The sequence below is a fragment of the Corynebacterium sp. HMSC074A01 genome, from assembly GCF_001831515.1.
GTDB lineage: Bacteria > Actinomycetota > Actinomycetes > Mycobacteriales > Mycobacteriaceae > Corynebacterium.
Map to the genome: position 1 here is coordinate 97,048 of NZ_KV825628.1, position 12,536 is coordinate 109,583.

A 12,536-nucleotide genomic window follows, 5' to 3' on the forward strand; every position below is an offset into this window, starting at 1 on the left:
CTTGCTTAAAGTTCTCAAAACGAAAAATTCCGCTATGTATGAGGATAATTCCGCGCATCCTCGCGCAGACGATGCCCCGCCAACAGTGACTCCGCCACCGTCCACAGCTTGCCCGCGTTCGACGCTTTGACCAGGACGACGTCGCGATCCTCGCGCGCCTCCCAGCCGCTCTCGCCGTGCGGTGCCGACGCCAACAGGTGGCGCACGTGCTCGGCCGCCTCCTGTGCGTCCGCGACGTGGGCGGTGTGGATGCCGGCTGCGTGCGCACCGGTCAGCAGCGCGTCCATCGACGGGTTGTGCCCGACCGCCACCAGGTGCGTGACCCGGTAGCGGGCGAGTTCTTCGGCGAGTGCAGCGTGGGCGTGCGGGGCGTCGTCGCCAAGCTCGCCCATCTCCCCGAGCACCGCGACCGAGCGCACGCCCGGGCGCGCCGCGGCGGTGTAGCCCAGTGCGGCGATTGCCGCGCGCATGGACTCCGGGTTCGCGTTGTACGCGTCGTTGATCACGGTCACGCCGTCCTCGCGGGTGTTCACATCCATGCGATTGACGGAGACGGAACGCGCAGCGCTAAGCGCCTCGGCAACCTCCGCGCACGAAAGGCCGGCCTCGATCCCGACGGCCGCGGCCGCCAGCGCGTTGCCCACTTGGTGCGCGCCGAACACGCCGAGAGACACCCGCTGCGGTTCGCCTTGCGGGCAGTGCATCGTAAACGTGGCGCGGGCGACCGCGTCCAAGGAGATATCGGTGGCGTAGAAGTCGCCGCCGCGCGGGCGCGTAGAAAAGGTGACTACACGGGCTTGTGTGCGCGCAGCCATCGCAGCGACCAAGTCGTCGTCGGCGTTGAGGACGGCCACGCCGCCGTCGCTAGCCGCGGGCAGCGCCTCGACCAGCTCACCCTTCGCCTGGGCGATGTTGGCGCGTGAGCCGAACTCGCCCAGGTGGGCGGAGCCGACGTTGAGCACCACGCCAATGCGCGGCGGGGCGATCTGCGCCAGGTGCGCGATGTGCCCGATGCCGCGCGCCGACATCTCGGCGACCAGGAAATCCGTCGACTCGGTGCACCGCAGCACGGTATACGGGTGGCCGATCTCGTTGTTAAAGGAGCCGGGCGGCGCGACCGTCTCGCCCGCGCGCGCAAGCAGCGTGGCCATGAGGTCTTTGGTGGAGGTCTTGCCTGCCGAGCCCGTCACCCCGGCGATAGTCAGCCCGTGGTGAGCGGTCAGCTCGCGCGCGACGTGCGCGGCCAACGCGCTCATGCCCGCGACCACGCCAGCGGTCGAACCGTCCGGGTCGCCCGCGGCCAAGTCGGAATTGTCGTCGGGGCGGCGCGGCATCTTCGGCACGATGACGGCGGGCACGCCGACCTCGCGCACGGTCAGCGCCGCGACTGCCCCGTCGCGCACGGCGGCTTCTGCGAAGTCGTGGCCATCGACGCGCGCACCTCGCAGGGCGACGAACAGCCCACCCGCGGCGAGCTTGCGGGAGTCGAACTCCACGTTGCCGGTCACCACCGAGTCCGGGTCGGCCTCCGGGCTGAGCCGGCCGCCGGTGATCTCGGCAATCTGGGCCAATGTCAGCGGGATCATGCCTTACTCCTTGTCGCTCGTTGCTGTATAGCCTTGCTCCGCGAGCGCGCGGCGCATCTCTTCGCGATCGTCGAAGTGGTGGGTCGTCGTGCCGACGATCTGGCCAACCTCGTGGCCCTTGCCCACCACCACGATCGCGTCGCCCGGCTTCGCCCAGGCCACCAACTGGTCGATCGCGCCGGCGCGGCTTGCATCCTCGCGGATCTCCACGCCCTCAGCGGCCGCTTCCTCTGCACCGGCGCGTACGGCAGCGCGGATGGCGGCCGGGTCCTCGGTGCGCGGGTTATCGTCCGCCACCACCACGAAATCAGCACCACGGGCGGCCTCCGCACCCATGATGGCGCGCTTGGAGGCGTCACGGTCGCCGCCGGCACCAACCACGATGCCGACGCGCCCGGCAACTTGCGAGCGCAGCGTAGCCAGCACCGCGGCGATCGCGGCCGGCTTGTGGGCATAGTCCACCACGGCGACGAAATCCTGCCCGGCGTCGATGCGCTCCATGCGCCCCGGCACCGCGGCCTGAGAGAGCCCGCGCACGAAGGCGGCCACGTCCACGCCCACCCGGTACGCCAGGCCGGTCGCGAGCGCGGCGTTGGCCACGTTGAACTCGCCCGGCAGCGGCAGCCGGAACTCAAAGTTCTCCCCTCCGAGCTCGAGCGTGACCTCCTGCGCGCCGGAGTCCTCTACCGACAGCTGCGAAGCCGCAATATCGACGCCGCCCTGCCCGCGCGTACCGACCGTAAACGGGTCCTGCGCCAGCGCCGCCATCCGCTCGCCCCAGGAGTCGTCGACGCAGATCACGCTCAAACGCGCGGCCAGCGGAGAGGCGGGGTCAAAGAACAGCGCTTTGGCCTGGAAGTAGTCCTCCATCGTCGGGTGGAAGTCCAGGTGGTCCTGGCTCAGGTTGGTAAAGCCGGCGACGTCGAAGTCAGTGCCGCCGACCCGTCCGAGCATCAGCGCGTGGGAGGAGACCTCCATGACCACGTGGGTTACCCCCTCGTCGCGCATCTGCGCAAACAGGCGCTGCAGGTCGGGTGCCTCCGGGGTGGTCAGCTTGCTCGGAACATCCCTGCCGGTGATCCGTGTGCCGGTCGTGCCGATCAGCCCCACGGTGCAGCCCGCCGCCGCCAGCCCGCGCTCCAGCAGGTAGGTCGTCGTGGTTTTGCCCGAGGTGCCGGTGACCCCGATCAGCGTCATGTCGCGTGAGGGGTGGCCGTAGACCGCGGCGGACACCTCGCCGAGGATGGCGCGCACGTCGTCGACAACCAGTACGGGGCGGGTGTCGCCGGTGGCGGTGATGATGTCCAGGCCGGCGGCGTCGGTAAGCATTGCCTGCGCCTTGCTCTCAGCAGCGAAGGAAGCGCCATGCACCCGCGTGCCCGGCAGCGCGGCGAACAACCCGCCCGGGGCAAGCGCTGCGGAATCGAGGCCGATGGAGCGCACGGGCGCGGGTGTGGCCGGCGGGTTGACCACGCGCGCCCCCGCCAGCTCGGCGAGCTGCATAAGTGTGGGTGCCTCGTGGGAAGTCATTGGTTCTCCTTCGTTGTGATTCATTGTCGCTACTGCGCCTGCAGCACAAACGGTTTCGCTTCCGGGCTCGGCGGAATGTTCTCGCGGTTGAGCAGCCACGCCGCGATCTCCTTGAACACCGGGGCCGCGGACTGGCCGCCACCGCCGCCCTCGAGCGGGCCGCGCTGCGGCTCATCCAGCATGATGGCGACGACGAAACGCGGATCGTCCGCAGGTGCCACACCCGCAAACGTAATCCAGTACCGGCTTTGCGAGTACGCGCCGGTGTCCTCGTCGACCTTCTGCGCCGTGCCGGTCTTGCCGGACAGCTGGTAGCCCTCGATGCTGTTGCCCTGCGCGGTGCCGTTCTGGATCCCGTTCGGGTCCTCCTGGAAGGTCGCGCGGAACATATCGACGGTCGTGCGCGCCGTCTCCGGGCTGACCACCCGGGTCGTCGCCGGCTCCTGCTGGTCGAGCTCCTCGCCGTCCGGGCCGGTAATGCGCGAGATGATGCGCGGTTCGATGCGTTCGCCGCCGTTAGCCAGCGTCTGGAACACGCTGGCCATCTGCAGCGCCGTCCAGCTCATCCCCTGCCCGATCGGCAGGTTGGCGAAGGTGCCGCCCGACCACTGCTCGAGCACCGGCAGGATGCCCGCCGACTCGTTCGGTAGCTCAATGCCGGTGGTTTTGCCCAGGCCGAAGCGCTGCAGGTAGTCCCAGAAGCGCTCCTCGCCAAGCCGCTGCGCCAGCTGCAGGGTGCCCACGTTCGAGGACTTACCGAAGATGCCGGCTGTGGTGTACGGCAGGTCGCCGTGCTCCCAGGCATCGGCGACGGTCACGCCCGCCATGTCGATGGAGCCGGGCACGTTGTGCACCTCCTCCGGGTTCGTCGTGCCCTCCTCGATGGAGGCGGCCGCCGTGATGACCTTGGCCACCGAGCCAGGCTCGAAGGGGTGGGAGATGGCGTTGTTTTCAAAGTCGCGGCCTTCCGCGAGCTGCTTCTCGACGTCGCCGTTCGGGTCAATCGTGCCCGTATTCGCCATCGCCAGCACTTCCCCGGTGCGCGCGTCGAGCACCACCGCCTCGGCACCCTTCGCCTGCGAATTCGCCTTCGCCTGCTCGATGGTCTGCTGCACGTAGGTCTGGAGGTCTAGATCGATGGTCAGCTCTACTTCCGAGCCGTCGACGGCGGGCACCACGTCGCGCAGCGTCCCGGGGATAGACATGCCCAGGCCGGAGACATCTTCGGTGGAGCGGCCGTTAATGCCGGTGAGCACCGCGTCACTCGAGGCCTCCAAGCCGAACTGGCCTTGGCCGTCCATGGAGACCTTGCCCACGATGTTCTCCCCGATCGCGCCGTTGGGGTACTTGCGGATGTCCTGGTGATCCGCCGCCAGGCCCTGGAACGTGCGGGCCAGGCCCATCGCCACGTCCGGGTCGACGTTGCGCACCAGCACCTCGTAGTTGGTGTCGGCGTGCAGCTTCTCGTAGATGTCCTTCGAGCTGACCGCGCCGATCTTGCGCTCCTCGTTGTCTTTCGCGTCGGTGACTTTCGCGCCGGAGCCGCCGTCGGCGTCGATCTCGGCGAGCGCCCGGTCGAGGACCTCCATGCGGGTCTCGTCCTCGCCCGCCTCCGGCAGCACGTAGTCATTGCCGATGATCACGGGGATGGAGTTGGCCATCTTGCGCAGGTAGTCCTCCACGCGCGCGTCGAGCTGCGCTTCGATGCTCCCAACGGAGACACCGTCTTTACGCATCTGACTCGTCATCAGGTCCGCGACCTCGCCGCGCAGCATCTTCGGCGAAATAGTCAGCGAGCGCGCCTGCATGGTGTAGGCGAGCTGGTTGCCCTCGCGGTCGACCACCTGGCCGCGGCGGGCCGGGTCGACGTAGACGCGCGTGCGCTGGGTCTGCGCCTGCTCGCGCAGCTCCGGCCCCCACACCACCTGGACCCACGCGAGCCGTCCGATGAGTATCACGGCCACCACGATCACCACGGTCACCACGATGCCCACCCGCGAGTTGGTGATCTGGCGCTTGGACCGCGCCGTCTCACGTGGCCCTCGCGACCCCGAATCCACCACGTGTACTCCTTCTATGTGTGCTGTGTCCGCTCCTGCGGATGCAGGTACCTCATCTTAGAAGTTCGAGGCGACATTTGGTTGGTACGGCGCGACATTATCGAGCCGCTGCGCGGGCGCCGGCCGTCGGTCGTTGCCGCCCGGGGTTGCGGTGAGCGAATCGCCGATCTCATCGGTGGCTTTCCTATCGCTCGAGGCGCGCCCGGCGTCGGCTTGCGCGCTGTTGACGTCGATGACCTTCGCGTTGGCCTCCGGGTTGAAATCCCGGCGGATGTGGGTCGCCCCGTTGTCGGTCACGTCCACGATGCCGGGCTGCGAAGCCACGAGCATGCCCTGCTCGGAAGCGCGCTGCGCCAGCTCCGCTGAGGAGCGGCGCTGCTCCAGGTCGCGGTTGAGCGTCTCCACCTCGGCCGCCAGCTGCCGCTCCTGCTTCTGCAGGTCCTGAATGCTAAACGACTGCGACGTCGCCAGCCCCGACAGCCCCATCGCGGTAAGCACACCGGCGATCAGCAGCGGCACGCCAATCGACGACACCTTGGAGAAGCGGTGCGGCGCATCAGTCACCCGCGCCTCGGCGACGCGCCGGCCGCGCACCGAAACGACCTGGCTCGAGCCGAGCCGTCCGCGCGCCTTTTCGTGCGGCACGTGCGGCCGCGCCACCCGCGTGCGCTCAGGGTGCCGGCGGGGCCGGGTGAGCGTGCTTGTCGACGCCACCGCGTTGAAGTCTCGTGCTCCCATAGTTTCTTGCGTCCTTTTCGGCCAGGTGTGTTATGCGGACAGTTTCTCTATTCCCCGCACCCTGACGGGCGCGGCGCGCGGGTTGCGCTCAATTTCTTCTTTCGACGCCTGCTCCGCCCCGTGCGTAATCAGGGCGAACTTCGCCTCGGTGCCGGGCAAGTCCATCGGCAGCCCCGGCGGCGTTTTCGAGGTAGTCAGCTCGCGCAGCGCGGACTTGATGATCTTGTCCTCGTGCGACTGGTAGCTCATGAACACCACCCGCCCGCCGACGGCAAGCAGGTCCGTGATCACCGGGATGACGTTCCGGATCGCATCCAGCTCGCCGTTGACCTCCACGCGCAGCGCCTGGAACGTGCGCTTCGCGGGGTGCCCGCCGGTGCGCCTGGTCGCCGCCGGGATCGTGTCGTAGAGCAGCTCGACCAGGCGCGCACTCGTCGTAAATGGCTCACGCTCCCGCTCTTTGACCACCGCCGCAGCAATCTTGCCCGCGAACCGCTCATCCCCGTAGGTCTTGAGCACGTGCGCAAGCTCGCCGTGGCTGTAGGTGTTTAACACCTCCGCCGCGGTAATCCCGCGGGTCGGATCCATCCGCATATCCAGCGGCGCGTCCACGCGGTACGCAAAACCGCGCTCAGCCTGATCCAGCTGCATCGACGACACGCCAAGGTCAAACAGCGCCCCGGCCACGCCATTAGCGCGGACCAAGTCGAAGGCCTCCCCCTCGGCGGCGGCGATGGCTTCGCCCATCTCGTCGAAGCGCGCCTGCACCGCGGCGAAACGGTCGCCAAACGGCGCGAGCCGCTCGGTCGCCTCCGCGAGCGCATTCGGATCACGGTCGACGCCAATCACCCGTGCGCCGGGGAACGTGGTGAGGAAGTGCTCGGTGTGTCCGCCGGCGCCGAGTGTGGCGTCGATAAGCACAGCATCAGTGCCCACCGCCGGGGCGAGCAACTCGGCCATCCGCTCACGCATCACTGGCACATGCCCGTGCATCTGCTGATTCGTCACCCGAGGAACCTCCCTCCGTCACACTTGCCGCTTCCTTCACACTCACACAAGGGGAGCGCATAGAGCCCTGCCCGGGGCGGCTGTTCTGATGTCGGGGAAGTACACCAGAACGCTCCACGCCCCAGACAGAGTCCGTACACGCTCTCCGTCAGTAGTCACGCCCACTGCCGGGGAGTCAGCCCTACAGCAGACCGGAGAGAATGTCGTCATCATCCGCCGCCGAGAAAGCGGCTTCAGTCTCTTCTTGGTACTGAGCCCACGACTCAGCGTCCCAAATCTCGAGAAAATCCACCGAACCAATCACCACGCACTCCTTAGTCAGGGAGGCGTACTCCCGGTGCGCCGGCGACAACGTAATACGGCCGGACCCATCCAACGTCTGCTCATCCGCACTGGCAGCCAGGTTACGAATAAACGCGCGCGCCTTCGGGTTCGTCCGGGACGCCGCCGCAGCCTTTCTGGCCCTGGCGGTGAACTCCTCCCGCGGGTATACCGCGAGCGAATGATCCTGCCCCTTCGTCACCATCAGCCCGTCCGCAAGCCCCTCACGGAACTTCGCGGGCAGCGTCAAGCGACCTTTGTCGTCCAGCTTGGGAGTGTAGGTTCCCAGAAACATCCGGCGACCCACCTTCCCTTCACCTTCGGAATCGGCTCTGAAATTTTCTCTACGGCGATTCGCGCCGCACACGTAGTCAAGATGTACGCCACTGCTCGCCGCTACGCCCCACCTTAACCCACTTTGCCCCACAAACGCCACACTACGGGCGAACTTTCCGCGTTTGATTGTTGTTTTCGCAGGTAGATTGAGAGTTTTTTGGTGGGGAGAAATCCCCTAAGCGCGGGCAAAGAGCGCGGTTGTCGACGGCGCAGACGACGGGTTTCGGGGCGTACACACGCGAGGTCGCCCGCCCCAGGGGGCACGGGTGGGTGAAAGTGGGGAATTTCGGGCGGGCACGAAAAAAGCGCACCCCCTACGCGGGGATGCGCTGTGTTTTACAAAAAGGCGTTACTGACGGTCCTCGAAACGACGCCGGAAGCTCTCCTCCAACGAAGCGCCACGCTGCGAGCGCTGCTTCGCGCCGCGCTGCGGCTGCACGTGCGCGGTCGGGGTCGACGGGGTGCGCAGCGCCATGACTCCGCCCGCCATCATCACGCCGAAGCCGACGATGCTCAGCGCCACCATCCACACGCTCACCGAGGCGAGCGCTACCCCGCCCAGCAGCAGCACGAGGCCGAGCACCATGAGCGCCACGCTGCGGAGCGTGAGCTTGCCCGCCGGGTGCTCGCCGCCAAAGCTCACCTCTTGCGCTACGGAGCTCCCGAACTTCGGATCCTCGGCGAGGAGCGATTGCTCAATCTCGCGGAGTGCGCGCTGTTCCTGTTCAGAAAGAGACAATGGTTCACTCTCCAGCTACCCGACGGACATTCTTACTTATACAACGGTCATCCTACCCAGTTTGTTCCCGCCGCTGAATTCTTTTGCGCAAAACCTTTCCCACCTACGCAACCAGCGGGGCACCGGTGCCGAAATCGGGTCGCGCAAACTCGTAGAAGCGCTCGGCCTCACCCAGCAGTTCCGCCACGCGGGCCGCCGGAACCTCGCGCTGGATCCCCGAGGCGACGCGCCCCCGCAGCGCAGAATACTGGCGAAATGTGCCCGCCCAGCGCTTGCCGTCCGCGCCGGTGATGGCGAGCTTGTCCCACGCGCTGGTGGGCAGCCGCCTCCTTTTCCGTATCGCCGGCGCGGTCGCGCACACCGCACCCGCGATCCGTAGCGCGGCAAGGTAGGCCTGTTCTAACGCGATATCTTCGCGGCCCGCCTCGAGTTCCTCGTGCGCCTGGGCAAGGAATCCGTCGGCGGCGGCGAGGAAGCGATCCCGCTTGCCTTCCGCCGAGCTGGCGCGGGAGACGGTGGCAGAGACGACGCTGGTGTTGGTGTGCATGGTTGTGCTCCTTCTGTAGTTTGTGTTGCCCCAAACTTTAGGAACACGACCGAACATCACCCCACACACTTTCGATCACGTGTTCTAACTTGCCGATTCTTCCCCGCCCCACGCGCAGCCGTGGTTCCATGGAAAGCGTGACCGTCACTATCCGCCGCCTCAGCGCTGCCGAGTTCAGCCAGCTCGCGCCACAGCTCGTGGACATCTACCTCGACGCCATGGACTACCCGCGCACCATCCGCTCCGAGCGGATCCGCGTCTGGCGCCGCGACGTGACCACCCCGGGCTTCGAAGCCTTCGCGGCAATCGAAGGCACACGCATCCTCGGCGTCGCCTACGGCTTCCTCGGCCAGAGGGAGCGCTGGTGGGACCGCCAGCTCATCCGCGCGCTGCGCGAAAACAACCGCCTCGACGACACCGCCCGCGAGATGCTGCGCAGCTACTTCGAGATCGCCGAAGTCCACGTCTCCCCCGCCGCGCAGTCCCGCGGCATTGGCACGCGACTTCTGCGCTCGCTTCTCGACGCCGCGCCCGCCCACTGGGCACTCCTGTCCACCCCCGAAGCGCCCGGGGAAGCCAACGGGGCCTTCCGCCTCTACCGCGCCTTCGGCTTTGCAGACCTCGCCCGCAACTTCTACTACTCCGGCGACCCACGCCCGTTTGCCATCTTGGGACGCCGCCTGCCCTGTGGGTAACCTGGGGCAGAAGATCTACCTCAGCAAAGGAGCCCCACCGTGGCCACAAGGCACACCTCACTCGAGACGATCCCGGCAGCAGTCGAAGCACAGCTGCGCGAATTCTTTGCCGACCAGCGCGACACGGTGAGCCGCATCGGGGCACCCGTGTCCAACTCCGTGGGCTACCTGGAGCGCTTCGTGCTTGGCGGCGGCAAGCGCATCCGCCCGCTCTACGGCTGGGCAGGCTTCGTCGGCGGGGGCGGTCTCGATCGCACCGACGAGGACCCGGTCGCCGTGCTGCGCGCTGTCAGCTCGCTCGAGTTCATCCAGGCCTGCGCGCTTGTCCACGACGACATCATCGACGCCTCCGATACCCGCCGCGGAAACCCCACCGTCCACCGCGCCGTCGAGGCCGCGCACCGCGAAGCGGGCCGGCGCGGCGACGCCGCCGAGTTCGGCCGCAACGCCGCCATCCTCATCGGCGACCTCGCACTCGTCTGGGCCGAGGACATGTGGCGCTACTCAGGCGTCAGCGCCGCCGCCTTAGCGCGCGCCGCCGAGGCCTGGCGCGGCATGCGCACCGAGGTCATCGGCGGCCAGCTCCTCGACATCATGCTGGAGGGCGAGGGCAGCGAGTCGATCGAACTGGCTGATCGCGTCAACCGCTTCAAGACCGCCGCCTACACCATCGAGCGCCCCCTCCACTTAGGTGCCGCGCTCGCCGACGCGTCGCAGGCCACCATCGACGCGTTCCGCGGCTACGGGCGCGACATCGGCATCGCCTACCAGCTGCGCGACGACATCCTCGGTGTTTTCGGCGACTCCGCGATTACCGGCAAGCCCGCCGGTGACGACATCCGCGAGGGCAAGCGCACCGTGCTCTATGCCACCGCGCTCGAACTCCTCGACGACTCCGACCCTGCCGCCGCCGCAGAGCTGCGCGCCGGCATCGGCACCGCGACCGCGCCGCAGGAGCTCGCGCGGCTGGCGGAGGTGATTGCGGAAAGTGGGGCGCGGGCGGGCGTCGAGAAGCGAATCGAAGCACTGACTGCCTCGGGCCTGGCGCACCTCGAGCGAGCGGAGATCGACGCCGACGTTGCCGACACGCTGCGCCAGCTCGCAATCCGCTCCACCGAACGGCGCGCCTAATGCGGCGTGTACTCGCCCTCGGCACCGCCGCCGCCACCTTAATCGCGCTCGGCTCGTATGGCGCCGGCGCCACCCGCAACCGCAGCGGCATCATGCGCGAGCTCGGCCTCGACCCGCTCATGTACGGCCACGGCCGCGGGCTCATGGAAGCGCTTTTGACCATCGGTATCCTCGGGCTCGTCGCCGCCTGGCTTACCCTCGGCCGCGCCCGCCCGAGTTTGCGCACCACGCGCCTGGCCACCTGGGCGTGGACCGCGCCGCTCATGCTCAGCGCCCCCATCCTCTCGCGCGACGTCTACTCCTACCTCATGCAAGGAGCGATGCTTCGCGACGGCTACGACCCCTACACCGAAGGCGCCGCCGTCAACCCCGGGCCATATCTGTGGGAAGTCAGCCACGACTGGCGCAACACGACGACCCCCTACGGACCCGCCCACCTCGGGCTGGGCAAGGCGATCACTTCCCTGGTTGGCGACGACGTCACCGCAGGGCTGATCGTATATAAGCTCGTCTCGCTGTTGGGGTTCGCGATGATCGTGTGGGCGGTACCGCGGATTGCCGAAGCGCTCGGTGCCAACCCCGCGTTCGCGCTCTGGATCGGGGCGGCGAACCCGCTCATGCTGCTGCACATGGTCGGCGGCATGCACAACGAATCCATCATGGTCGGCCTCGTCTCCATCGGGCTGCTCGCCTGCATCGCGCCGACGCGCCGCCGCTTTGCGTGGGCGAGCGGCGGGATCGCGCTGATCGCGCTGGCGGTCTCGCTCAAAGCTACTGCCGCGATCGCGCTGCCGTTCGTCGTGTGGATCATGCACGCACACTTTGCGACGGGCAACTGGCCCCGCCGCCTCGGCGTCTTCGCCGGCTGTGGTGCGTGGGCGCTCGCGCTGACCCTCGCGGTCGTGGACCTGGTCACCGTGGTCTCCGGGGCCTCCTGGGGGTGGGTCGCGGAGATCTCCGGCAACTCCAAGGTGGTCAACCCGCTCGCCGGGCCGACGCTTTTGGCGGAGCTCATCACCCCCGTCGCCCAGCTGGTCAACGAGAATTTCCACTACAACACCGCCCTTGCCGCCACCCGCGCCGCCAGCGGGGTGGTCATGCTCGCGGGCCTGGTCGTCGCGTGGTGGTACTTCCGGCCGCGCAAGGGCGGCTACCCCACCCGCGCAATCGCCGGGACCTGCGCCGCCTACGCCGTCGCGTTTGTGGCAAACGCGGTCACCCTTCCGTGGTACTACGCCTCGCTGGTGTCCTTGGTGGGCACGTTCCGCGCACCGGCGTGGGTGCAGCGGGTCGCCGTGGGGGCCTCGGTGGTGGTCTCGCTCGCGTTTACGGGTAGCGGCAACCACCGGTTTTACGACCCCTGGTTCCTCATCCTCGCCCCCTTCGTCGCCCTTGCCGCCGTGGCGTTCGTGTGGCCGCGCACCGCTCCTGTTGCGGAGGCCCAGGGCCTGCGCTAGGTTTTGGGCTTATGGGGGATCAACAACAATTACGGGCCTTTTTGGCCTTCAAAGCAGGGGGAATCGGAGCACTCCGGCTCGTCTACGAGGCAGGCCTGGATGCGGACGCGCTCATTGGGATGGGCGCGGCCGACGACTACGCCGACACGCTCGTGCGCCTCGCCCGCCGCTTCTTTCAGCGAACGAGCCACTCGCGCTACCAACTCGAAGCACGCGCTGCGGCAGAAGCTAACCGGCACTGCATCGAAACCCTAGAACTCATCGAGCGCACCGCACGCCGGATCACGAACCCCACGAAGCGCTGGGAGTACACCGCGCAGCTGTGCGCCACCGAAGGGGATACCACCACCATCAGCAAGAAAGCCACCCGGCTGCGCAAAGAGTATCT

Annotated in this window: 11 protein-coding genes and 1 pseudogene; 4 read left to right on the forward strand and 8 right to left on the reverse strand. The window is 67.7% G+C overall.

Annotation, left to right across the window (positions count from 1 at the left end):
- Positions 1–32 precede the first annotated feature (32 nt).
- The 8 genes from murF to HMPREF2550_RS09200 form a co-directional block, all read right to left on the reverse strand.
- A complete protein-coding gene (gene murF / locus HMPREF2550_RS09165; RefSeq protein ID WP_070790776.1) occupies positions 33–1,586 on the reverse strand; it encodes a UDP-N-acetylmuramoyl-tripeptide--D-alanyl-D-alanine ligase in 1,554 nt (517 codons plus the stop codon).
- A gap of 3 nt (positions 1,587–1,589) precedes the next feature.
- Entirely contained in the window at positions 1,590–3,116 is a 1,527-nt protein-coding gene (locus tag HMPREF2550_RS09170; RefSeq protein ID WP_070790777.1) for a UDP-N-acetylmuramoyl-L-alanyl-D-glutamate--2,6-diaminopimelate ligase, read from the reverse strand.
- Between the two features lie 29 nt (positions 3,117–3,145).
- On the reverse strand, positions 3,146–5,179 hold the full coding sequence (locus HMPREF2550_RS09175; RefSeq protein WP_083319874.1) for a peptidoglycan D,D-transpeptidase FtsI family protein: 2,034 nt from the start codon (positions 5,177–5,179) through the stop codon (positions 3,146–3,148).
- Positions 5,180–5,233: 54 nt separating this feature from the next.
- Positions 5,234–5,914 (reverse strand): cell division protein FtsL, encoded by a 681-nt coding sequence (locus HMPREF2550_RS09180; protein WP_070790778.1) that lies wholly within the window; start codon positions 5,912–5,914, stop codon positions 5,234–5,236.
- Positions 5,915–5,944: 30 nt separating this feature from the next.
- Positions 5,945–6,907: a 16S rRNA (cytosine(1402)-N(4))-methyltransferase RsmH gene (gene rsmH / locus HMPREF2550_RS09185; RefSeq protein WP_070790866.1), complete on the reverse strand. Its 963-nt coding sequence runs from the start codon at positions 6,905–6,907 to the stop codon at positions 5,945–5,947.
- 196 nt (positions 6,908–7,103) lie between these two features.
- Positions 7,104–7,538, reverse strand: a complete 435-nt coding sequence (gene mraZ / locus HMPREF2550_RS09190; protein ID WP_038591497.1) for a division/cell wall cluster transcriptional repressor MraZ — start codon at positions 7,536–7,538, stop codon at positions 7,104–7,106.
- Between the two features lie 390 nt (positions 7,539–7,928).
- Entirely contained in the window at positions 7,929–8,318 is a 390-nt protein-coding gene (locus HMPREF2550_RS09195; protein WP_070790779.1) for a DUF3040 domain-containing protein, read from the reverse strand.
- A gap of 103 nt (positions 8,319–8,421) precedes the next feature.
- Positions 8,422–8,865, reverse strand: a complete 444-nt coding sequence (locus HMPREF2550_RS09200) for an SAV_6107 family HEPN domain-containing protein (RefSeq protein ID WP_070790780.1) — start codon at positions 8,863–8,865, stop codon at positions 8,422–8,424.
- A 128-nt stretch (positions 8,866–8,993) separates the two neighbouring features.
- Here HMPREF2550_RS09200 and HMPREF2550_RS09205 point away from each other — a divergent pair, with 128 nt between their 5' ends.
- The 4 genes and pseudogenes from HMPREF2550_RS09205 to HMPREF2550_RS12345 form a co-directional block, all read left to right on the forward strand.
- A complete protein-coding gene (locus tag HMPREF2550_RS09205; RefSeq protein WP_371441177.1) occupies positions 8,994–9,560 on the forward strand; it encodes a GNAT family N-acetyltransferase in 567 nt (188 codons plus the stop codon).
- Between the two features lie 39 nt (positions 9,561–9,599).
- Positions 9,600–10,691: a polyprenyl synthetase family protein gene (locus HMPREF2550_RS09210; RefSeq protein ID WP_070790782.1), complete on the forward strand. Its 1,092-nt coding sequence runs from the start codon at positions 9,600–9,602 to the stop codon at positions 10,689–10,691.
- Complete coding sequence (locus HMPREF2550_RS09215; protein ID WP_070790783.1) at positions 10,691–12,148, forward strand: alpha-(1->6)-mannopyranosyltransferase A; 1,458 nt, start codon at positions 10,691–10,693, stop codon at positions 12,146–12,148. Before HMPREF2550_RS09210 ends, HMPREF2550_RS09215 begins: the two co-directional genes overlap by 1 nt.
- 11 nt (positions 12,149–12,159) lie before the next feature.
- Positions 12,160–12,536, forward strand: a pseudogene (locus tag HMPREF2550_RS12345) (hypothetical protein); the annotation flags it as partial.

Bases quoted from the DNA above. Each gene is read 5' to 3' on its own strand.
- murF (WP_070790776.1), bottom strand. From the start codon at position 1,586: ATGATCCCGCTGACATTGGCCCAGATTGCCGAGATCACCGGCGGCCGG.
- HMPREF2550_RS09170 (WP_070790777.1), bottom strand. From the start codon at position 3,116: ATGACTTCCCACGAGGCACCCACACTTATGCAGCTCGCCGAGCTGGCG.
- HMPREF2550_RS09180 (WP_070790778.1), bottom strand. From the start codon at position 5,914: ATGGGAGCACGAGACTTCAACGCGGTGGCGTCGACAAGCACGCTCACC.
- rsmH (WP_070790866.1), bottom strand. From the start codon at position 6,907: ATGCACGGGCATGTGCCAGTGATGCGTGAGCGGATGGCCGAGTTGCTC.
- mraZ (WP_038591497.1), bottom strand. From the start codon at position 7,538: ATGTTTCTGGGAACCTACACTCCCAAGCTGGACGACAAAGGTCGCTTG.
- HMPREF2550_RS09200 (WP_070790780.1), bottom strand. From the start codon at position 8,865: ATGCACACCAACACCAGCGTCGTCTCTGCCACCGTCTCCCGCGCCAGC.
- HMPREF2550_RS09205 (WP_371441177.1), top strand. From the start codon at position 8,994: ATGGAAAGCGTGACCGTCACTATCCGCCGCCTCAGCGCTGCCGAGTTC.
- HMPREF2550_RS09215 (WP_070790783.1), top strand. From the start codon at position 10,691: ATGCGGCGTGTACTCGCCCTCGGCACCGCCGCCGCCACCTTAATCGCG.